The organism is Halorientalis sp. IM1011 (genome assembly GCF_001989615.1).
Taxonomy (GTDB): Archaea; Halobacteriota; Halobacteria; order Halobacteriales; family Haloarculaceae; genus Halorientalis.
In genome coordinates, this window is sequence record NZ_CP019067.1 from 2,261,878 (window position 1) to 2,282,465 (window position 20,588).

The window sequence follows — 20,588 nt, forward strand, 5'->3', positions numbered from 1 at the left end:
GATGCGACTGTTCGTGCGGGAGTTTCAAGGTCCCGCGGTGCCTGAGCGAGCATGTCGGACCTTCCGACTCCACTCGGTGGCCGTGCAGGTACACGGTCGCCGGCTTTACACGACGATTTCCTGAGCGGAGTCTCAACTCACCCTCTGTATCGAAGCCCCTTTTATTTTGCTCAAAGGAAAGCAGTTGCTTGTGAGGCTAATAAACCAAACCTCTGATATTTAGGGCTACGAGGTAGAAGCAGTTGGCATGGCCGGTCGCAAGCCGGAGGTTTCCGATATCGAGATACTCCGGCAGTTTGCCCTCTCATCAGATCCCGTTCTTGGTGCGAACGAGCTTACCGAGACGTTCGATATGAGTCGGCAAGGCATCGACTATCGCCTTCGTCAGCTCGCAGAAGATGGACTGCTCGAAAGTAAAATCATCAGCCGAGATCGGGTCTATTGGCTTACAGACGATGGCCGAGAGCGCATTGCCACTGAGCATGAACCCTAATCTGGTCGCCACCAAACTACGACCCGTTCGTTGAGTTTCGCCTTGCAGAGTTTGTCCTGGTGGTGGAGTGTAGTAAGACGCTTGTGGACTGCCTGTCGGGTCAGACCGACACGTTTGCTGAGGAGTTTAGCCGTTACAACTGGGGATTCTATATCGTCGATACCATCAAGCAGCACCTTGTCACTTACACTTCTGGGTCTACCACGACTCATAATCTCCGACCTTTTGCTCTAAAGCAATAAACTTGTGGTGGTAGCTTTCTACAGTAGTAGAGAGGACAATAGGCTCTATTGCGTGGCTTCACGGAGAAAGCTGCCCGCCTGCTGGAACAAGCGAGCGGTGGTTCCTGCTCAGATGATTAGAAACCCATGGCAACAAACCGCTCCGGACGGTTCGGTGGGTCAACGGTGTTCTAGTCGGTGACGGTGCTGCCTAGGTCGAGTTCCGGGCGCTGAAAGACGCCGTCGGCGACATGGTCGACCTGGCGTCTTCACGCCCGAGCAGGACAGCAGTATCTACAATGGAAACTCAGCGAGTGGGTTACGGATCGTCGTGACCGTATCATCCGGACGGCGGATCGTCGGACTGCTCCCAGTCGGACGTAGACTCCTCGGCACACCACCCTGTCGGACAGCATGTGGTGGTTTGTGGCCCCCTAGGGGTGCGGGGCCACACACAGTGGTCGCACTGTTTCGAGATGGCGACGAGTGACAACACGACATTCGACGATCGAGAGACGCGTGACGAGCAGATGCGAGCAACCATCGACGAGTGGGTGGAGGACCTCACCGACCTCGTCGACGAGGCACAAGCCAGTGCGGCGCGATCAATGAGCGGTGTATAAAGTAATGTCATGACATGGATGGCTTGTCACAACACCTAAGCCTGTCCGATGAGTATAGAGAGGTAACGATGGCGATGGAGAACGACAAAATCCAGTTCAGGGGAGCAGCCGAAAAACAGGCGAGTCAGGTCGTCGATCAGATGCGCCTCGGCGGAATCAATATCAGCGAACTTGCGCGAGCGGGGCTCAAAGAGAAACTCCGAGAAACACTCTCTGATGAAGAGAAATTCAAACTGTATGAGCAATACAAACGCGGTGATCTCAGTGAGGAAGTCGCTGTCGTTCTCATGGGAGATGCACTTGATGAAATAGAACGAGAACGCAATGCCTTCGAGGAAGCGGCTGGCCTCGATACAGATGGCGTGTTTCAGGAGTAATGGATGGCTGATGCCACTCGCCATCCAGTCATCGTCGATAGTGACGCTTTGATCGCGGTTGCAAATACCGACCTCTGGTCACGTATCCTCGAGACGCTGAACCTGACGACGACGAACGTCTGTCAGCAGGAACTACAGCGCCACACACGGGAGAAATCTGCCCACGCTCCCGACGGAACACGTGAGAGATGGGTCCACGATGGCAGCAAGGCGGCGCTTGAACCATTCACGAGTGAAGCCGAGGCATTCACTGTCGTCCCGTCTGTGCCTCGCCCACACGGCAAGGATGCTGGAGAGACATCGATACAGCGGGAGGTCGAGCAACACTCGGAGGCGTACACCTATGCAATTTTGATGGACAAGCACGGACGGAAAGCGATTAACCGTGTCTTCGATACGCAGAACGGGGATGGGAAGGCCGTTGCACCGCCGTTTTTGCTCTATCTGCTGCTGAAGCGCGGAGTATGTACAGAAGAGGAATTCTGTCTGGCGTGTGGTGAACTACTCCGGGGCGAAGGATGGACTGGCTTTCAGGCGATCCAAGCGGCGTGGGAGGCAATACCGCTCGATTGCCGCGACTATCTTTCAGATGACCTACTTCCGTAGACGCCTCTGCAGTGAATTGTTTTGTGGCCCCTGAGGGGTGCGGGGCCACACGCAGTGGTTGCGCTGATTCGAGATGGCGACGAGTGACAACACGACATTCGACGACCGGGAGACGCGTGACGAACAGATGCGAGCAACCATCGACGAGTGGGTCGAGGACCTCACTGACCTCGTCGACGAGGCACAATCCAGCTTGGAGTTCCAGAAGTGGCTGGATGTCCAGAGTCGCCTCCACGACTACTCGCATCGCAATACACTGCTGATCAAACAACAGTGTCCGGAGGCGACGAAGGTCGCGGGCTACCGGACGTGGCAGGAGGAGTTCGACAGACACGTCACAGAAGGTGAATCGGCCATCTGGATCTGGGCACCGATCATCACCACGCGGTGTCCTGAATGTGAGAATGCGCCGTCGTATCACGACACGTCGGGCTGTGAGTACGACGAGACGCCACCGGAGGAGTGGGACCAGGGGCTGGTCGGGTTCAAGCCCGCACCGGTGTTCGACGTCTCCCAGACCGAAGGCGAGCCACTCCCCGAACTCGATACTGACACGCACGGCGATGGAGCCGCATTAGTCGACGCACTGCAGATGGCTGGGTCCACTCTCGATGTCGAGGTCCAAATCGTCGCTCAGTCCGACTGGTCCCATCCGGGTGCAAAGGGTGTCTGTAGTCAGTCGGGACAGGACGAACTGCCAGTCGTGAAGGCAAAGAACAGAACGAACGACGCCGATCTAGCGACGACGCTGATCCACGAGTACGCCCACGCGCTATTGCACTTCCAGGTCGCCGACGACAGCGAGCGGGCGAAACGCGAGGTCGAAGCCGAAGCAGTGGCGTACATCGTCGGTCGGTACTTCGGACTCGACACGAGCAACGCCGCGTTCTATTTGGCGGTGTGGGCTGAGGAGGAGACGGACACGATCACTGACAGACTCCAGCGGATCAGTGCAACGGCGACGACGATCATCGACGCACTCAACTACCAACTGGGCGACAGCACGAGCTAGGCTCGGTCAGGCCGATAGAGGATAGTGATGAATATGCCAACCGAAGCGGAATTCACCACTCGTAGAGCCTCTGAATAGACGAAGGCCGATCTACGAGATTCAGGATGAGAATTTCCTAATCGAACACTGGGACAGGACGGTCCAGGCCGACACCCGGTCTCCGAAACCACCCGGAAATACACCACGGCGGCTGCGTGGTTGACGGTCGCGGAATCGGTGACACTGACCACTGGACGCCCCTCGACAAGGCAAACACTCTCAAATATAAGAAAATCGATGAGTGGTGCGCTTGTCTTGCATTGGTGTTAAATGCAGATTTATATTCTATGTATAGTGAGCGGCTTTAGGGGCGACTTTCCTTTGTATACCTCTCAACGAATACCTTTATCCCGTGGGCAGATTTAGATTCTATGTGCGCTGAGCGGCTATGGGGTCAACAAACAACGAAGGAGTTCAACGAAAGAGCCTGTCGACGCGTGAGTCGCAGGCGCTGTCACGGCTCGCAAGTGAGAGTCGGCAGATCATCACGATTAGTGATATCGCGGATGTGGTGGATATCTCGCGGAAGTCGGCGAAGGATATGGCGTATGCGCTCAAGGAGAAGGGTTGGTTAGAGCGGATCGCTCATGGGCAGTATCTGATTCTGCCACTCGCTGCAGGCGAGAACGCCGTGTATACCGAGCACGAGTTCGTGATCGCGTCTGCTCTGGTGGAGCCAATGTACGTTGGGTACTGGAGTGCGCTGAACCATCACGGGCTGACGGAACAACTGTCCCGAACGGTGTACATCGTGACGACAACCCGCGATGAAGAGCGCGAAATTCACGGGGTGACGTATCGACCCGTGACCGTCACTGAACAGAAATTCTTCGGCTATCAATCGACTGCAGTCGGATCGAACCAGGTGAACATTTCGAGTATCGAAAAGACGCTGGTCGATTGTGCCGACCATCCAGAGTTCTGTGGTGGTATCGGTGAGCTGGCGAAGGCAATGCAGAACGCTGTCGACACGCGATGTTCGTGGGACCGAGTCGTCGAATACTTGCGGCGAGTCGGGAATGGGGCTGCAACGAAACGAATCGTCTACCTCGCTGACCAGCTGGATATCTCCCTGCCAGAGTACGAGTACCTCGTCGAGAACTTCACGACTGGATACCCACTGCTTGATCCGACGAGAGAAGCGAAGGGCACCCGCGACAGCAAGTATCAACTCCGTCTGAACGTTGACTCCGAGTCGTTCCTCCCGGATGATTTCTCATGATTTCCGAAGCGCAACTTCGACGACAGGCCAGGGAGTTGGGCGTCCGCCTTGGATAGAGAAGAACTACGTGATACGCACTACTTATCCGTTTCAGCCTGTGGTTGGAGCGGTTCGAATGTTTCGACCCGGTCACCCAACTGCTCTCGGAAATCGTCCGTTGATGTCATTTGAATGCTGCCCGGCATCGGGCCGTAGTCATCCCAGTTCGGGGTGTATCGAACGACGCGCGAGTGAAGGTCTCCACTTCCAGATTTTAGGTCGTACTCGTTGAAGACATGGTGAACGTCGATGATGAGCACTTCTCCGTGTTCGTCGTGTTCGTAGATCGTCTCACTGGTGACTCGCATCGTTCTTCTGTTCGGATTGCTGTGGTGGACTTGGTGTCGCGAGACAGAACAAACCACGCCTCCATGCTGAATATACCCTCTGGTCTCAGCCGTATCGTTTTCTCAAGTTGCTGCTCTCGGGCACTGCTGACCCTCTGTCTGCACCCTGTTGTCGGGTAAGAGATCGCTGTCCGTTTTTGTGTGCCCCTGAGGGGTGCGGGGCAAGCAAGTCCCCGGAATACGAACATGACTTCGAGAGAAATCTACGACTGTGGCTTCGATGAGGACGATGGAAAAACAATCGCTGCGACTGAGTGTCCCGATTGTGAGGGGACACTCGAAACCGATGGCGGCGAAACTGCCTGTACGGAGTGTGGCCTGATCCTCGACGAGTACCGCCTCGACCACGCGGCACGGCCCTTCTCCCGTCCGAGTAATGAGCAAAATCGAAAACGGACTGGCCCGCGACTCACCCAGGCACGTCACGATCGGGGGCTGTCCAGCGAGATTGGCTTCAAGAGAGATGCGAAGGGAAACAGCCTCTCGAACCGCAAACAACGCCAACTCGGTCGCCTTCGTCGTGAGCACAATCGGGCACGCTGGCGGAGCAAGGCCGAACGGAATCTCGGACTCGCATGTACAGAGATTGCTCGGCTCACGAGCGCATTAGAACTCCCCAGAAGCGTCCGTGAAGAAGCCTCGAAACTCTACCGAGAAGCACAGGCGGCCGATCTGATCCAGGGGCGGTCGATAGAGAGCATTGCAGCAGGCGCTACGTATGCAGCCTGTCGGCGGAGCAAGCACACCAGAACACTCACAGACGTTGCCGAAGTCGCGCGGTGTTCTGACCAGCAGGTGTGGAACGGGTATAGTACGCTGAACAGGGAACTCCAGATGGCGGTTCGCCCCTTGTTTCCAGTGGAATTCATTCCGACGCTCGCTTCAGCCCTTGATCTGGCATCCGAGATCGAATTCTACGCCAGAAAACTCACAGAAGTAGCAACGGAGGCGGGAATCACGACCGGTTGTAATCCAGCAGGAGTGGCTGGTGGCTGTCTCGCGGTTACGGTTGATGCCTTCGACGAACCGATCACGCAGCAGGCAATCGCTGATGCAGCGGACGTGACACCAGCGACGATCCGGAGCCAGCGAAACGCGATCTGGGATCTGGAGCGGACGAATGATATCGATCTTAGCACGTCTGCATCTTCGGCGGTGGTCGAGTGATGTTCGCCCGCATTACTCGCTTTCTGAGACGATCTCGGTTCGAGCAGATCTGTGAGTGTCGTCACTGTGGAACGACTGTCGAGTCCTCCGGCGAATCCTGTCCGCTCTGTGGACGAGGTGGAATTGCAGTGTATCTGGTCGAGTAGCTTTCACCAGACCTCGGTGTATGGGAGTCTTCCTCGTAGGCGTCTTCGGGGAGATTCTACGCGACACACCGTAGGCACATCTGTCGTTGCTCGTCCGTCCAAAGCGTTATTACCCAATACACGAATTATGTAATGTATGTCGAAAGCAACGGAGGGTCCCGAACGGGCGGTCAATGGCCTCTTATCGGTTGCACAACTTCTCGAGGAGCCTCGGCTGGCACGCCTGTACACGTTTGTCCTCCGTGAAACAGAGGTGACGATCGACGACATCACCGACAACCTCGCGCTGCCACGGACGACTGCATACTCTGATACTGCGACTCTCGTCGACCTCGGTCTCCTCACGCGAGACGACGACCAGAAGACACACACCTACTCGGCCGTCCCGATCACGCTCACCGCGACGCTTGACGGCGACAAGTACACGGTCACGCCGACGCTCATTGCTGCGTTCGGTCGCTCGCCCCACGACCAAGATCTGGACCTCCTGCTCGAGAAGCATGGTCTTGGTAAGCTCGCTGCCGCCCTCACGTACGCAGTCCCATACACGAATGGCGAAATGTCTGAGCGTGTTGCATCTCGGGAACTCGACCTCCAGTACGCATTCGGTATCGCGGTGCTACAGGCGCTCCGAGACGTCGTTCTCGATATGCAGTCGTTGGATCCGTACTTCGAGGACATCCAGAATGCGCGTGAGCAACCCCCCAGTTCGGAGGACTGAAGGGTGGCCAAAGAGAGCGGGCCGTTCGACGATGTCGATGAGTCAGTAGTCTGGATCGCCGATTCCGGCCTGTTCATCGCGTGCGGACGACAGCAGAACAACAAGTATACCGCACTCGAACGGTTTTCACGTCGACACGACATCACATTCGTAATTCCCGAGCGTGTCTACGCCGAACTTGGCGGTGCACCGGACCGCAGCACTCCTGGACAGACCCCCATCAATAGCGCTATCGACGCTGGGTGGGTGACGGTTGCTGCGGACCCGGACTACACGGAAAGTACAGTTTCGCGCGTGATGGACGATATTCGGGCGTTCATTGCTACCTCGTCGAACCGTGACGAGGATCAAATCGAGAAGGCAGATACAGCGTTTGGTGCCGTTGCCGTCGACTGCTTGACCAACGGTGATGCAGAGTCCGTCTCAGTCATCACAACGGATACCGATGTAGGGGAGGGAGTCGTTGCGTCTCTCACCGCAAATGGCTTCGAAGACCGTGTCCAATTCGTAGATGGATTTGAGCTGATTGACGAGGTCTCCTGAATGAGTCAAAAAGCGAAGATACATCTCTAGTCCACGACGGATCAGATCAAACCGACGACGGGATTGGTTCCAGCTTTGCTGAGGCCGCCGCTAGCTGCTCTCTGTTGTGTGCGCCCTGCGGGGCGAGGGCGCACTTTGTGTACCCCTGAGCACCCGTGAGAAAACAGACAACACTCGACGCTGACCGATTTCATCGACCAACCCAGAAACAAGACCCGCAGAGCAAAGCGGCATTGCTCGAACGGGCCCCTGAATACGCACGGACAGTCGACCTCGACGTCGACGTTCCCTTGATCGACTGGAAACTCTCCGAGCGAGCAAAGCGCTGTGCGGGCTGTTGTGAGTACAACCACCTCACCGAACAGATTACGATCACACTTGCCTGGGCTGCCTACGAAGAATACGGTTGGGCGGAGTTCACCGGGACGATCAGACACGAACTCGTCCATGCCTGGGAGTTCCAACACTTTGGCGAATCCACGCATGGAACACGATTTCTCCAGAAAGTCCGTGAAATCGATGCACCACGCTATTGTCGGCCGTTCACGGAGGCTCGCCTCCAGCTCGTCTGCACCAACGAAGACTGTGACTGGCACCTCGATCGACACCGGGTCTCGAAGTCAGTGACCCACCCCGATGACGGCTACCGATGTGGTCGCTGTGAGAGTCACTATGCGGTCCGGCACATCGACTCTGGTGCGTGTTGGCAGACGAACGACGAGTACGAACGTGTTCGAGAGTGGTTGGGGAAGGATTGGTAGCGCACGGCCAGCAGTCTCACGGCAGAGCCTTCCGCCTCAAGGAGTGAAGATTATCGACATCCAGTCGGAAGCACGACGGGTTTGACCGGAGAGGCCGACTGATATCACGGTGTGGCAGTGGCCGTATCACCAGCCTCTGGATCGAATGGAAGGTTGATCACGAGTTCGTCGAACCAGACGATTGGACGCTTACTCTGTCCATCTTCCTCGAAGAAGACGATGCCCAGTTGGGCGAGTCGGCTGAGCTCCGCATGGACATTCTTCACGTCTCGGTCAACAATTCGGGCGGTCTCGTTGATGCTGGGTGGCTCTTCCTGGCGGATGGCTTCGATAAGTTCGAGGACGCGTGGCGTCAGCGTCTCCATGAGGTCGTCATAGCTGGAGAATGAGAGCGCCGGTGTGGAATCCACCGCATCGTCCTGTTCGAGCGCCTCGATCCCGTCGGTGATGTCGTCGTGGAACTCACTGGACGACTTCACAGTCACGACAAGCGTTGATTCGGCTCGAAGCTGTTCGCGCTCCATCGGGTGTAGCGGTGGCGTGGTATCATTCATGGGTATCACCGTCGTGTGATGGCCTCACTTGACCTCGAACTGGGGTTTTGGGATCTCGCTCCAGAACCGGTCCCACAGTTCGACCATCCCGGGGAACGTGATGATATCTGGATCGAGGTCCGGTGCAACGTGCAGTTCGTGCCCTTTCGTATCTTCGTGTGAGTTATCGTACCGACGAATTGTCCCATCTTCAAGCGTGCGGGGCGGGTCCGCCTCCGTCGCGCCGTAGTGGAGCTTGTAGGCCCATCCAGACGGGTATGCGTCACGATCTGTCCGCATGCAGAACACGCGGATGACGGTCTCGTCTGGGTACTTCCTCCCCTCGGTCACGCCATCGAGGTCGTCGCCGGTCAGTGAGACCATCCTCGGCTATTGGTACACAGGCCAATGATATATGACTATTGGTCGAAAAACCAATATCCGTTTTCACACCTCTATACTCCTCGTATTCCGCTACACCAATTTGACTGCGTCCAGATATCGAATTGAGTGAGCGAGCGACGACACCCCCCAGTTTGTTGGTGCCCCGCGAGGGGCGCGGGGCACATCGATCGGTGTGTCCTGAAATATGAATGTCGAAGACAGACAATCCTCTTGCCAGACTTCAGTTCACGAATCGTGTCCGAAAGCGCGCCCAGTACGAGGCCTTCGAGTACACGCTCACTCCTGAGGGTGTCCAGGTGCGAAACGGTAGCCACACAAATCCCGAGGACCACGAATATCTCGTTACCGTTCGGGATGGCCTCCCCACACACTGCACCTGTCCAGCGGATGCCCGCTTCGAGGGAGCCTGCAAACATCGAGTTGCCGTTGCCATTCGCACACCGATCCTCGATGCAGCGACGACCCGCGTCGCAGCTGATGGTGGAACTACTCGATCAGACGAGCATCCCATTGGGGACAAGACGACCTCCGGCGATTCCTCTGGGACTTCCAATACAGACCCAGAAGAATGCGAGGAGTGCTTCGAGGACTTCCCCTGCTGGGAGTGTGTGAGAACTGGTAAGAAGACACTCCCCGAGTAATCGAAACGATACCTTCAGACGTCTCTTCTTATATCAGCATACAGTAAGGAGGCGCATAGATATGACTCAGCTGCTTCCCAGATAGTTGCGTCTTACTTTCCAAAAACGCATGATGGCGGTGGAATCTTTAGGTTTATATCCCACCCATTCACCAGATCAGTTGTACTCGTCGCGTTGCGGTCAATTCCATCATCGGGTGGGGTTCGACGCAAAGTGACTTCATGAGTAGCAACTATGTCAGAAGATGACACAGACGCTGCAGATTCGATGTCGAGTCGTCGTTCGATCAGTCCATCCGTCCGCACAGTTCGGTGGTCACTGCTCACTGGATTTCTCCTGAGTGTCGTCGCTGTCGATCCCGTCTTGGCCCAGTCAGTCGGGAACGACTTCTGCTCGACTGATATGGCAGAAACCGTCCGCAACATCTTCACCATCATCCAGTTCGGTGGGCCCCTGCTCGGAGGGACGATCTTCCTTGGTGCGACGGTTGCAACGCCAGCCGTCCGACGTGCAGATCTGAAAAAGGAGATCAAGGAGATCCGGAATCAGGGTCTCATCTGGGGAGTGATCGTTGCGCCCCTGGCAACGGTGATCCTGCAGTTCCTCCTGAACAACGTCGTTGCAGGTGGGGCAAGTTGCGGCTTCTGAAGCCCCTCGCCGGTGGGTTTGGAGTGAGCGTCCTCGTGTTCGTGACGCTCGTCTCGACAGTGACTGCGACGACCGTCCATGCACCTGCATCACGATCACCACCGAATCAGACTGACCACGGACTCTCGAACGAAACGTTTCATGTCCTCTGGTCGGGCGACCAAGACGACTTTGTCTCACCGGCAAACGCGACTGGCCCGACAGAGCGATCCCCGATGGCCGTCCTCGCGAACGGGACGGACATCCCACTCGATGAACCACCGGCTGCTGTCGAGCAGTGGAATCGAGGCGACCTCGGTGACTTTCCGAGCAGTGGTCGAAATCAGTCTGTCCATCCACCGAATGCGACCCTCACGGACGGGACGTTCCTCGAGGATGCAACGGCGAATATCTTCGCCGTCCAACCCTCGACACGCGCCCGCATTCAGGAGGGTGACCAACCCTTGTACGTTGGTCCGTCGGGATCCCTCCTGGGGACGGTCGATTATCGCCTCGAAATCGAAGAGCCAACAGCAATGTTGGGTGAGCGGGACTTCTGGAAACTCCAGTCCCACGAGGTTACTGAAGTACGCCTCCTCGTCGACGGCGAGGTTCTAACTCGCCAGTCTGGCTCACAGCGAGTCACTGTCCCATTCGAGGATCTCGATACCTATCGAAGTGAGAATCTGACGCTCACGCTGGAAGCAGATATCCAGGCTGATCTGATCCACGTGATGGAGTACTGCAATCAGTACAACCGGTACGGCAGGGCCTGTATCGATTTCGACCGCGAACGAGAATCGGATACAGAGACACTCACAGTTCGAGACTCACGCAATGTGACCGTCTACGATCTGTATATCTCCGGATTTCGCACGAGGTATCCCGATGGCGATCTGGGCCTCGTCGTCTACAAGAATTACCCGTGGCTGGGACACGAACTCCCGAATGGTGAGGTCCACGGCGTGTGGCGCTTCTATAGCGCTCGCGACACGGAGTGGGATTCACTCGTAACGTCGAGCGAAGACGGCCAGAAACGAATCCCCTCGCCAGCACAGCCACTGCAGGTGTCGGCTTACCCGATCGAGACTGGGCCGACTCCATCACCACGTGCGAACGTAACGATCCTCGAAACCTACGGCGAGCAAACCCAACCGGGGACGCTCCCCGACGCGATCAACCTCGATACACTCACGGAACCATACACGGCGAGCTTTGGAATCGCGACACGAACCAAGACCGATCGGGATCCCGACCCGGTGGTCGCAACGGGCCTGGTCCGCGGTGTAACAGCCGAGCGGGACTTCTCGTCGTTCGAGGCGATGGAACTCTCCGAGAGCAACTTCACACTTGAAATCCTCGACCGGGATGCATCGACGATTCGGGTCAAGGCGACACTCCGATCGAATGCGACCGGAGACCCAGTTGCAACCAGTGACCGGGATGGATACGTGATCATCGGAGGTGAGCGGTTCAACACCACGAAAAACGGAACGGTCATCACGACGCTGCCACGTGGCGATGGTTCGATCGCCGGGCGATACGTCCCGAGTTTCTGGTGGCGGGAAACGCCGGGCTACTTGGCCGACTCGGACGCAGTCTATGCTCGTGGAACCGTTTTGGAGTGGTTCGCGACGCTGTTTCGGTTCGCCGTTCCAGTGTCGCTGTTTCTGGTCGGTGTGTATCTCATCGATCGGATCACTGGATGGCGTGTCTGGCCACCGTGGAGGGGTGTCTAGATGCAGGAACCATCTGGACGTGCTCACCTCTCTCGTCGGTCATTCGTTCGCCTCGGGGCCGTAGGTATCCTCACGAGCGCTGCGGGCTGTCTTGGTCCGGATGAGACAAATACAGAGTCCGATCAGGGCGCTCGTGAAGAGAATCTGGCAGGCCAGAGTTCGCTCGTGGAGGCAATCGAGTTCGAGGGCCAGGACCTCGTCGTCCAACTCGTCGACAATCACGACATCTCGAAGTTGAATCTCCTCGATCCAGAGGGGAGTCTCTACACGTCGGCGTCGGTCGCGACAGGAGAGACGACAGTGCGGCTGCAGATTATCGAAATCCAGTCCGTTACTCATGACTATTCACACTACACACCCGGCGAACACGAGCTAGCACTCATCTCAGATGGATCGATCAACGATACAGTGGCGATCGATCTGGAACCGTCGCTGGAGATTACGGACGTTCAGCAGTATCGAGATGGGGAATATGATGACGATTACGGCAAACTAGTAATCACGGTTCACAACAGCGGGACTGGTCCAACTTGGGTATACGATATTGCCTATTCTGCGTCTCCAAACTTCGCAGCAGATGGGGATCTCGCGGAGAGTTACCGATATCCAGTTTTTACCGCCCCGGATGAATCACGTGATCTGTCGATCCCACCTGGTGAAAGTCAACAGTACATTCCGGTCAATTACCCGCTCCACTTCCCATCAACGGTACAGCAAGGCTGTAATCTGCAATCCTCTCAGATGGATGTTCTCGTTGGCGGTGCCAACGATCAGACTCTCCGCGCCCGAATTGGCCTTCACCCAGATGGAGATGTAGCTGCCGTGATCCAGCATGACTGGTATGCCTGTACGGCAGTAGAAGCAGAGTTCGTTGAGGAGCAGAACGATGGTTGATCTGAGTGCGCTAGGCGATATAATCGTCCAAGCAATTCAGGACGCCCTCCGGGCCCTTTTCGAACCGATAACTAAGATAATTGAGGACCACGGATCTCAGCTAGTTAAGGAAGTAGTCGGCACACCACATCCGAACTCCGTCTTTGGGCCACCGACGAACGAAGCGTGGCCGGCGATCTACAACTACTACTGGGAGAACATGGTCCCACTGGCACTGTTTCTCTGGGCAGTCTCAATTGGCTTGGTTATTTTCTTCGAGATGACGAGCCATCTCTTCAGTAGCTACCATCGAACGAAACTCAAGAAACGAGCCTTCACCGGCCTCCTCGGCATTCTCATGTGGTGGTGGATTGCTGCACTCTCACTTCGGTTCATGAGCGCACTCGCGGAGATTATCGTCCCCACACTTACGGATATCGCACTGTTCGAGACGCTCTCGTTCAGTACGATGGGCGTACTTGGTCTCGTTCTCACACTCTCTGCAGACCTCGTTCTCTTCGTGTTGATCGCACTCATCTATCTCGCCCGCGAAGTCGTCCTCTATCTGTTCGTCCTGATGATGCCGATCTTGATCGCACTCTGGGTACCGGGTGTCGGGCCATTCACGCTTGTCTCTCGCTTCGTGAGCCGACTCTCAGGATTCTACGTCCCGTTCCTGTTCATGACGATCCCGGTCGCGATCCTGTTCCGACTTGGCGAACTCCTCGGATCGAGTTTCAGCCTCTCGATGGCCGGCTTTGGCCAGTGGCTGACGGCCCTGATTATTCCACTGATCGCAGTTCTCTCACCACTGGTTCTGTTCTGGCAGGCTGGGGCCATATTCTTCGTCGCTGATCGTGCCTCCCGACGACTGTCGGGATCACAGGCTCGAAACCGAGTCACCAAAACGCGCGATGTTGGCTCGCGTACGGCCCACGGGACGAGAAACTTTTCGCGTGGTATGGGCGGGAAGCCAGCGATCAAACCCGACGGACAGTACGTTCTCGACTCCCGTGAGTCGCGCGCTCACGCTGCAGGGAAACAACTCGCTGGCGCGACACAGCGATTGCAGAGTACCTCTACTACACGTAAGGGTGGTGGGGGTGGTAGCGGTGGAACGACTGGTTCTGGTGCCAATCGTGGCCAGGGCCCCGACGACCATACTCCGAATTCAGACGCTGGCGACTCGACCACGACTACTTCGAGTCCACCCGAGACAGCCGACCAAACTCGGCAAAACAAATCGACGAACTTCGAGACACTCCGTGATCGAGACCGTACCCGAACGCGACGTTCTCGATCCAGCAATGACAGCGACGGCGACGACGACCGACCACGGTACATCAACTAATGGCAGATACTCCGCACTCCGATCCATCGAAACGCATTCCGAAATCACTCAACACTGACGCGAACCTCATCGGCAGCTACAGTCTGGCCGACGTTGCCGTGGCGCTCTTCCCGGGCGTCCTCGTCGTCCTCTGTACGCAACTTCTCTTTCCCACAGCAGTCCTTGCCGGCTATTCGATCCAGACGCTGACGCTCCCGATTGCTGGCGTCGCGATCACGATTGGGGCGATATTCGTCTCGCTGACACCGAATTATACGAACAGTCTCGACTGGATCCAGACGGTGATCGGCTTCTATTCGAACGACACCGAACTCGAACACGACGAGGCGAAGGAATATACACAGGTCGAACGCATCCACCCAGATCAGAATGCCATAGAGCGGACTGACGGAGCGCTCGTCGGATTGATTCAAGTCGAGCCACCCAACATGGCACTCGCTACGGGAGCGGAGTGGGCACAGAAAGCAGACGCCTTTCAGGATTTCCTGAACACGGTCGTCGAATTCCCGATTCAGATCTACTCAACGACGCGGGACTTCCCCGTCGAGGAGTACCTCGCACACTACGAATCACGACTCGGCGATGACGATGTGAAGGCCAATCCGCAACTCGCCGCGTTGATCGAGAACTATATCGAGTGGTACGAGACCGATCTCGAACAACGCCAGATGACGATCCGAGACCACTACGTGATCGTCACGATTGCGCCTGAAGAAGTACAGTTCGAACACGAAAGCCTCGTCGGGAAACTCGCTCGGGTACCCCTCCTTGGAACCCTCGTTCGCGTCTGGTTAGCGCCATCCCGAAACGAACAGCGCGATGCCATGTTCGGAACGCTCGAACAGCGGGTCAGCCGGGTCGAACGCGGTCTTCGTGAGATCGAAGATTGTGGGGCGCGGGCAGTCCCCGCGACAGAAGCTGTTGAACTGCTGGCGTCCTTCTGGGCTGGTGAACAGATCGAGTATGGCGACCCGGAGAAAGCCTTCCAGGTGCGCTCAATTCTCGACGCTGAGAGGGCAGTCCAATGAGCAGCGATATCGAACACACTGTGGGCGACGAGGAATCCGAACAGCAGTCTGAGACAGACGCAGAGGCCCAATCGGTCGAACAGGAGAAATCCGATGCTGGAAGTGCAGACCACGCTGATGAACCCGAGGCAGACACAGACGATACCTCGCCGTTCTCGGTAACTCACGACACTCCCAACGCTCCACTTCAGGAAGAGACAGACGTTCATTCGTCGATTATCGCACCGTCGGCAATCGAGAAGACGCCGGGTGCGATTCGAGCGGGCAACCGATGGCTCCAGACACAGTGGATCGGCGAGTTCGCGGATGCGCCAGCAGATGGCTTGCTCGAAGCGCTCTATTCGACGGGTGAAACCCGGCGGACGGACATCTCGATGCATCTCGATCCGCGGGATACCCAGAGTACACTCGATTCGCTGGAGAATCAGTTAGAGGATCTTGAAGCCGAATTCGAGTACCTCTCCGAGAAGCACAGAGCCAGCGCTCGTGGTATTCAGAAAGATCTCGAAGATCACCGCGAGCTGTACGACGTGCTTCGGAATACGTCGATGCGGGCCTTCGACGTCTCGATGTATCTCACTACTGGTGCTGGCGAACGAGACGAATTGGAGACCGACGCTGTTCGGAAAGCGACGCGACGTGCGCCAGCAAACCTGACACCCGTCACGCCACGATGGGCACAGACGGAATCGCTCGTTTCTGCGAGCCCCATCGGTGTCGACAAACTCGACGAGTCACTGGACGCCAAGACGCCGATGCTCGCCGGTGCTGTCGGGGCGATGTTTCCCTTTGTTTCGGGATCGTTCGCCGAACCGGGCGTCGAGTACGGCACCTACGCACTGAACGAGAGCCCGCTCATTCTCGATCGATTCAATCGGGAGACGGGCTACTGTACGATGGTCATCGGGCAGTTGGGCGCAGGGAAATCTTTTTCGACGAAACTGCAACTGCTCAGGCGAGCGATGTACGATTCGGAGACGCTGATCGTCATGCTCGATCCGATGGAGGGCTTCGCGGGTGTGAACGAAGCCCTCGGTGGCGAGCGGATTACGGTGGGTGGTCGGCGTGGGTTCAACCCGCTCGAACTGCAGTCGACCCCACAGCATGTCCTAGATCGAGTTCCCGATCTGGACCCGTGGGCCGAACAGATTAGCTGGGTACTGACCTTCTGTGATACCTTCTTCACCCACATCGCCAACAATCCTCTTGAGGAGCGTAAGCAGACACTCAGGCGTGCGGTGCAGGAAGCCTACGAACGGCAGGGAATCACGCGCGATCCGAAGACTCACCATCATGAGTCGCCAACCATCCGAGACGTAATCGGCGTTCTCGAAGATATGCTGGACGATCCAGTCTCATTTGGCTATCCGACAGCCAGCGAGCAGGAAGGTGTTCGGGAGGATGCCCAATCTTTGCTGACGGATCTTCGCCCATCGTTCCGGCCGGATGGCGACCTCGCGAACCTTGCCCAAACCACGGAATTCGATTTGGACTCGAAGGTACTCTATCTAGACTTACATCAGGAAGAAGGAGCTCGTGGTCGGACGGAGACGAGTCTGATGATGTCCGTCCTGTTCAATGCTGTCTACGAGCGGGCAAAACAGACGGACAAACGGGTCGTGTTCGTCATCGACGAAGCCCACTACCTGATGAACGATGCGACCTCACTGGAGTTTCTGGAGATGGCTGTCAGGCATAGTCGTCACTACGACCTCTCTCTGCACTTCATCACCCAGACGGGTGGTGAGTTCACGCTCACACCGCAGGCACAGACGATCGCGAATCTATGTTCGATGACCCTGATTCACCGAGTGAACGAGGAAGCCGAGAAGCTGGCGGAGTGGTTTGGTCTCAGCGAGCGTGAGGTGAACTGGGTTCGTACGGCGAAGGCCGGCAACGATGACGATGGCTTCTCGGAAGCGTTGCTCGGGATAGATGAAGAGGGATGGTTCCCGTTGCGTGTTCGTGCGAGTGGGTTCGAGGCAGAGATGTTGGGATCGTAGTACGTAGGAGGCTATGAATTGTACTGATTGTAGATGGGTAAAACACACCTCGAAACGGGGCGGTCCGCTCTCGATAGTTGTTGCTGGCCAGCGCGAGCATCACACAGTTGGCGCTATCGGGCTAGGTTCGCGTCTTCCTCGGAGCCTTCAGCGGCATTGAAACGGCCGATCTGGATTACGGCGAGTTCTACGTCGTCGACAACAAGAGCGTTATCGCCTGGGAAGGGACCGTCGACTTCGACTCCCGACGAGTAGGCGACCTCAAGTCGACGTAGCTCAGCGGCGAAGACCAAGTCATGGAGTTCAACGCCCCCGTAACCGTCTGGTACCAGACCGTCGGGCTGGACTCGTTCGTCCATGTCATCGCAGGCGCGCTCCCGACCGGCGAGGACAACGATGCGACGATTGAGTTCAGAATTTTGGAGTTTGCGACTCTTCGCCGAATCTTCGGTACCGAATGCAGGCTAGTTTGAGAGAATTGATTCCGTTGGGAATTCTGATGGAAACATTACTCCCTGTGACTTACAGTATCTTCCGGCGAGTCGCGATCGGCATTTGTGACAACCGGAGAATGGGAGTGAGAAATTGAGATGAAACGCGTATATTGGCCGGTCGCAAAGGAATGGAAACTACCCACGTAGGTATTGCGCAGACTCAAAACCACCGATCACAAATTAAGACCTCTCCTTTAATTCAGGTCAGCATGTGTCCAAAACTGGGGCGAACCAAGGGACTGATGCTTACGATTATGGGTTTTCTCGAATCCATGTGCCTGAAGGAGTTCTGTAGCCCTCTCGTACTCAACATTGAGGAATACTGCGGTTGTACGTTCAAGTGTCTCTGCAGCACCCTGCAGAATCGTTGGTTCGTGACCATTTACGGTTAATTTGAGGAGATCAACGCTGTTGATATCGTGGGTTGAGCAGTAATCGTCTATCGTCGTGGCAGGAACATCAATTTCCGACTGTTTGTTATCTGCTGCGTCGCCGACTATTGATCGATACTCATCATCGGAGTTTGAGACATCAGCGTCAGCGACCTTGTGCTCGGCGACAGAATCGGCCACCTGAAATGTAAGTTGATCTTTCGAACCATCCGATATAGCCATGTTATGTGAAGTAACTCTGTTACTGTATCCGTGAGAATCAATGTTTTTCTCCAGTGACCGGAAGTTCAGCGGTTCGGCTTCGAAGGCATGGATGTGGCCGTTGTCCAATCGGGATGCTGCTTCAACTGTGTACTCTCCTGTTGCGGCACCGACTTCAATTATCGTGTCGGTACCAGATAACATGTCGAAGAATCGCTCGTGAGAACTGATGAAGTTGCGGCACCAACGCGCTTGAGATGCGTCATTGTTCGGAATGTACCACTCGAAATCATGCCAATCGGCACGGTAAATATCATCTGATGGCGTTATTCGTGGTTTTTCCGAGAGATGTGGAAGAAGCGACTGCAGCCGTTTAAACAATCCCATACTGTGGGATTGATACGGTCGTATAATAAAATGATGGTCAGAGAAGTCCAATATATCGAAGCGAATCATTGCTACGTGAGTCTATCTACAGACCCCTACGTATCATGCGATAGAGATGGCCAAACTCGCAATCAAATATATTATTAAAAATAAACATAATTGAAGTATATATAACCACTCCTGAAAATATGAGCGTCATCAGACTCAGAACACTTTGTGTTGAGAGAATATGCCAATTTATTACACCGACACAAAACGCCATTATTATACTACCCAAAAATGGGTATAGAGCACTCTTGAATATATCCTCATACCTCACATTTGTTATGAGTTTGATGAGGTGTAAATTCATGGGTAAAGTGACGAAAGAGCTACCAACTATGACGAAGGCGACACCTTCAACTCCAAACATCTGCGCAGCAGGGTAGATAGCGATGACAATGAGAACGACCTTGACGAACTGCATTTTGGCTCCGAGATCGGGATGTCCTGTGGAATTGAACACAGGTCCTACGCTTGCGCCAAATGCGCGAATCCCACCCCATACAGCTAATATCTGCATTACGGATACCGCAGATTGCCACTGATCTCCAAGTATTACGGGAACGAACTGTGGAGCGACGACTACGATGCCAGCTGCCATTGGAAATGCTACTATCGTCGATAGCTGGACGGTCCGCAGAAACCCCTTACGAAGCTTCTCCATATCGTCCTGTACCTTCGAGAGAGTGGGGAAGGCCACGCGTGAAATGACGTGTGTGACCTCTGTCGCCGGCGCATTTGAAAAACGGTATGCAAGTTGATATAAACCGAGGGAACTTGCAGCAAAGAACCAGCCGACGAAAGCATCGTCACCCTGTCCATAGAGGAAAATTAAAACAGCGGACGCAAACATCCACTTTCCAAATCCGAACATCTCCTTCCCGTACTCGAGATCAAATTCGATGCTGGGACGGTAATCGTGGATACCGTACGAGAGTGCGAATTTGACGAGATTCATGGCGACGATACCGAATACGAGGGCCCAGACACTCTGGAATAGGAGAGCGAAAACCACCGCTACAACGAGATCACTTGATCGGCCGCCGACCTGATATATGAATTCTCTATGGAAGTTTAGATTCTTCTGGAAGTAGACCACAGCGGGGTTCTGTAGCCCGAGAATTAGCGGCGACAGACCGATGACTTGAATGAGGGGTTTAGCTTGTGGTTCACCGAAGAACACAGCGAGATGTGGGGCTGCGAGATACGCGGTACTCGCAATTACAATTCCGCGAAGGATTTTCATTACCCATGCTGTGTTGAGGTAGGCGTCTATTTCGTCGTCTTCGTGCTGTATCAGCGCCTCGTCGAACCCGAGTTGAGAGAATTGCCGTAGTGCGGCGATAGAGAGCAGTGCGATACCGAGTAATCCAAACGCAGCCGGTGAAAGCACGCGAGCAAGAATGACAACCTTTAGTAACTGGAGAACACGGTCGACAATGTTGATTCCCCCGACCCAGATGCCACTTTGAACGGCTTGCTCTGCTGTTGACCCACCTTCAGTTAGACGCCCATAAATAGAACGAAACCATTCAAACACTGGACTTGATTCTCA

The 20,588-nt window shown here is 55.5% G+C and carries 23 protein-coding genes; 18 read left to right on the forward strand and 5 right to left on the reverse strand.

The window, feature by feature from the left end:
• Nucleotides 1-247: 247 nt before the first annotated feature.
• The 6 genes from BV210_RS11565 to BV210_RS11585 all read left to right on the forward strand — a co-directional run bounded on the left by BV210_RS11565 (nt 248) and on the right by BV210_RS11585 (nt 4,593).
• Nucleotides 248-493, forward strand: a complete 246-nt coding sequence (locus tag BV210_RS11565; protein ID WP_077206791.1) for a helix-turn-helix domain-containing protein — start codon at nt 248-250, stop codon at nt 491-493.
• A 697-nt stretch (nt 494-1,190) separates the two neighbouring features.
• A complete protein-coding gene (locus BV210_RS19905; protein ID WP_157525991.1) occupies nt 1,191-1,337 on the forward strand; it encodes a hypothetical protein in 147 nt (48 codons plus the stop codon).
• A gap of 68 nt (nt 1,338-1,405) precedes the next feature.
• Complete coding sequence (locus BV210_RS11570) at nt 1,406-1,714, forward strand: hypothetical protein (protein ID WP_077208047.1); 309 nt, start codon at nt 1,406-1,408, stop codon at nt 1,712-1,714.
• A gap of 3 nt (nt 1,715-1,717) precedes the next feature.
• Nucleotides 1,718-2,320 carry a hypothetical protein gene (locus BV210_RS11575; RefSeq protein ID WP_077206792.1) on the forward strand — a complete coding sequence of 201 codons (603 nt, stop codon included), beginning with the start codon at nt 1,718-1,720 and terminating at the stop codon, nt 2,318-2,320.
• Between the two features lie 73 nt (nt 2,321-2,393).
• Complete coding sequence (locus BV210_RS11580; protein WP_077206793.1) at nt 2,394-3,332, forward strand: ImmA/IrrE family metallo-endopeptidase; 939 nt, start codon at nt 2,394-2,396, stop codon at nt 3,330-3,332.
• A 427-nt stretch (nt 3,333-3,759) separates the two neighbouring features.
• Entirely contained in the window at nt 3,760-4,593 is an 834-nt protein-coding gene (locus BV210_RS11585) for a type IV toxin-antitoxin system AbiEi family antitoxin (RefSeq protein ID WP_077206794.1), read from the forward strand.
• A 77-nt stretch (nt 4,594-4,670) separates the two neighbouring features.
• Here the strand turns inward: BV210_RS11585 and BV210_RS11590 are convergent, their stop codons facing one another.
• On the reverse strand, nt 4,671-4,940 hold the full coding sequence (locus BV210_RS11590; protein WP_077206795.1) for a hypothetical protein: 270 nt from the start codon (nt 4,938-4,940) through the stop codon (nt 4,671-4,673).
• A gap of 225 nt (nt 4,941-5,165) precedes the next feature.
• Between BV210_RS11590 and BV210_RS11595 the strand changes: the two genes are divergently transcribed.
• The 4 genes from BV210_RS11595 to BV210_RS11610 all read left to right on the forward strand — a co-directional run bounded on the left by BV210_RS11595 (nt 5,166) and on the right by BV210_RS11610 (nt 8,317).
• Complete coding sequence (locus BV210_RS11595; protein WP_084802698.1) at nt 5,166-6,146, forward strand: transcription initiation factor IIB family protein; 981 nt, start codon at nt 5,166-5,168, stop codon at nt 6,144-6,146.
• 282 nt (nt 6,147-6,428) lie between these two features.
• Nucleotides 6,429-7,013 carry a helix-turn-helix domain-containing protein gene (locus BV210_RS11600; protein ID WP_077206797.1) on the forward strand — a complete coding sequence of 195 codons (585 nt, stop codon included), beginning with the start codon at nt 6,429-6,431 and terminating at the stop codon, nt 7,011-7,013.
• Between the two features lie 3 nt (nt 7,014-7,016).
• Nucleotides 7,017-7,556, forward strand: coding sequence for a hypothetical protein (locus BV210_RS11605; protein ID WP_077206798.1), 540 nt, complete (start codon nt 7,017-7,019; stop codon nt 7,554-7,556).
• Nucleotides 7,557-7,789: 233 nt separating this feature from the next.
• Nucleotides 7,790-8,317: a SprT-like domain-containing protein gene (locus tag BV210_RS11610; protein WP_077206799.1), complete on the forward strand. Its 528-nt coding sequence runs from the start codon at nt 7,790-7,792 to the stop codon at nt 8,315-8,317.
• Nucleotides 8,318-8,421: 104 nt separating this feature from the next.
• Here BV210_RS11610 and BV210_RS11615 read toward each other — a convergent pair whose 3' ends face one another.
• Complete coding sequence (locus BV210_RS11615; RefSeq protein WP_172824894.1) at nt 8,422-8,871, reverse strand: hypothetical protein; 450 nt, start codon at nt 8,869-8,871, stop codon at nt 8,422-8,424.
• A 24-nt stretch (nt 8,872-8,895) separates the two neighbouring features.
• A complete protein-coding gene (locus BV210_RS11620; protein ID WP_077206801.1) occupies nt 8,896-9,234 on the reverse strand; it encodes a DUF6516 family protein in 339 nt (112 codons plus the stop codon).
• Between the two features lie 209 nt (nt 9,235-9,443).
• On the opposite strand from BV210_RS11620, the gene BV210_RS11625 reads away from it, so the two are divergent.
• The 8 genes from BV210_RS11625 to BV210_RS20630 all read left to right on the forward strand — a co-directional run bounded on the left by BV210_RS11625 (nt 9,444) and on the right by BV210_RS20630 (nt 17,792).
• Nucleotides 9,444-9,896 carry an SWIM zinc finger family protein gene (locus tag BV210_RS11625; RefSeq protein ID WP_077206802.1) on the forward strand — a complete coding sequence of 151 codons (453 nt, stop codon included), beginning with the start codon at nt 9,444-9,446 and terminating at the stop codon, nt 9,894-9,896.
• Between the two features lie 402 nt (nt 9,897-10,298).
• Nucleotides 10,299-10,544, forward strand: a complete 246-nt coding sequence (locus BV210_RS20625) for a hypothetical protein (RefSeq protein ID WP_253741509.1) — start codon at nt 10,299-10,301, stop codon at nt 10,542-10,544.
• Nucleotides 10,545-10,567: 23 nt separating this feature from the next.
• Nucleotides 10,568-12,262 carry a hypothetical protein gene (locus tag BV210_RS11635; RefSeq protein WP_253741511.1) on the forward strand — a complete coding sequence of 565 codons (1,695 nt, stop codon included), beginning with the start codon at nt 10,568-10,570 and terminating at the stop codon, nt 12,260-12,262.
• Entirely contained in the window at nt 12,263-13,156 is an 894-nt protein-coding gene (locus BV210_RS19910) for a hypothetical protein (protein ID WP_157525993.1), read from the forward strand.
• Nucleotides 13,149-14,486: a hypothetical protein gene (locus tag BV210_RS11645; RefSeq protein WP_077206805.1), complete on the forward strand. Its 1,338-nt coding sequence runs from the start codon at nt 13,149-13,151 to the stop codon at nt 14,484-14,486. The genes BV210_RS19910 and BV210_RS11645 overlap by 8 nt, the downstream gene beginning before the upstream one ends.
• Nucleotides 14,486-15,514, forward strand: a complete 1,029-nt coding sequence (locus BV210_RS11650) for a hypothetical protein (RefSeq protein WP_077206806.1) — start codon at nt 14,486-14,488, stop codon at nt 15,512-15,514. Before BV210_RS11645 ends, BV210_RS11650 begins: the two co-directional genes overlap by 1 nt.
• A complete protein-coding gene (locus BV210_RS11655; RefSeq protein ID WP_077206807.1) occupies nt 15,511-17,517 on the forward strand; it encodes a VirB4 family type IV secretion system protein in 2,007 nt (668 codons plus the stop codon). The genes BV210_RS11650 and BV210_RS11655 overlap by 4 nt, the downstream gene beginning before the upstream one ends.
• Nucleotides 17,518-17,687: 170 nt before the next feature.
• A complete protein-coding gene (locus BV210_RS20630) occupies nt 17,688-17,792 on the forward strand; it encodes an AIM24 family protein (RefSeq protein WP_253741622.1) in 105 nt (34 codons plus the stop codon).
• 413 nt (nt 17,793-18,205) lie between these two features.
• On the opposite strand, the gene BV210_RS11665 is transcribed toward BV210_RS20630, so the two are convergent.
• Together BV210_RS11665 and BV210_RS11670 are read right to left on the reverse strand one after the other, a co-directional pair.
• Nucleotides 18,206-18,991: an FkbM family methyltransferase gene (locus BV210_RS11665; protein WP_077206808.1), complete on the reverse strand. Its 786-nt coding sequence runs from the start codon at nt 18,989-18,991 to the stop codon at nt 18,206-18,208.
• An 85-nt stretch (nt 18,992-19,076) separates the two neighbouring features.
• On the reverse strand, nt 19,077-20,573 hold the full coding sequence (locus BV210_RS11670) for a lipopolysaccharide biosynthesis protein (RefSeq protein WP_077206809.1): 1,497 nt from the start codon (nt 20,571-20,573) through the stop codon (nt 19,077-19,079).
• Nucleotides 20,574-20,588 lie beyond the last annotated feature (15 nt).